Annotated in this window: 1 protein-coding gene; it reads right to left on the bottom strand. The window is 58.9% G+C overall.

What is annotated here, in order from left to right; all coding sequences use genetic code 11:
- Positions 1-16: 16 nt before the first annotated feature.
- Positions 17-1,137 (bottom strand): IS3 family transposase gene (locus tag AGI3411_RS30015; RefSeq protein ID WP_425265391.1). Its coding sequence is split into 2 segments (ribosomal slippage): positions 17-885 and positions 885-1,137, totalling 1,122 coding nucleotides; the frame shifts between segments, so codons are not numbered across the junction.
- Position 1,138: the final 1 nt, after the last annotated feature.

The following is a 1,138-nucleotide window of genomic DNA, read 5'->3' as shown; positions in this document are numbered from 1 at the left end:
TGACCTGCCCCCAGACTTAGTACGGCACCGACATAGAGTCCAGGGTTAAAAACCGTTGTTGCCGATGCGCCTGAGCAAACTGCTCCGGCGTTAAGTATCCCAGCGCGCTATGCGGGCGTTCGGTGTTGTACTCGACGCGCCAGTCTTCGATCAAGGATTTGGCTTGGCGCAGCGACATGAACCAATGCTCATTCAGGCATTCATCGCGGAATTTTCCGTTGAAGCTCTCGATGTATGCATTCTCCACGGGCTTGCCTGGTCTGATGAACGACAGCTTCACGCCGACCTGATAGGCCCAAGCGTCCAAGGCCCTTCCGGCAAACTCCGGGCCGTTGTCCACGGTGATGGACTTGGGCAACCCACGCAGTTCCGCAAGCCGTTGCAGCACTTGCGCCACCCGCAATCCCGGCAGTGATGTATCGACCTCGATGGCAAGACACTCGCGCGTGTAGTCATCGACGATGTTCAAGCACCGGAACCTGCGGCCATAGGCCAGACCGTCGGACACGAAGTCCATCGACCAGCTCTGATTCGCCGCCGTCGCAACGGGACGAACTACCCGTTCTGCGGGAGCGATGCGCTTGCGGCGACGCTTACGAACGCTCAAGCCGGCTTGGCTGTAAAGCCGCCAGACCCGCTTGTGATTCGTCTGCCAGCCTTCACGGCGAAGCAGAATATGGATGCGCCGATAGCCGTAGCGTCGCTTGAGCGCTGCCATCTCCTTCATGCGCTCGGTCAATGCCACATCGCCCGTACGCTTACTTTCATAAGCGAACAGCGACCGGGAAATGCCTACCAGCCCGCAGGCCCGGGTGATACCCATGCCGCGCTCGGTCATCAACGTTCTGACCGCTTCGCGTTTGGCCTGCGGGCTTGCTACTTTCGGCTCAAAAGGTCCTGAAGCGCAGCCTTGTCCAGCATCGATTCAGCCAACAGCTTCTTCAGCTTGTTGTTCTCTTGCTCCAGCTCCTTCAGTCGCTGGGCGTCCGAGACGGTCATACCGCCGAACTTCGCCTTCCAGTTGTAGTAAGTGGCCTCCGAGATCCCGTGCTTGCGGCACAGTTCGGCCACCTTGGCCCCTGCCTCGGCCTCCTTCAGCACCCCGATGATCTGTTCTTCCGTAAATCGTTTCTTCATT

Origin of the sequence: Achromobacter agilis (assembly GCF_900496965.1) — a bacterium.
Classification (GTDB): domain Bacteria; phylum Pseudomonadota; class Gammaproteobacteria; order Burkholderiales; family Burkholderiaceae_B; genus Achromobacter; species Achromobacter agilis.
Note: the sequence above shows the minus strand (reverse complement) of the source record. Positions and strands in the feature narration are given on the sequence as shown.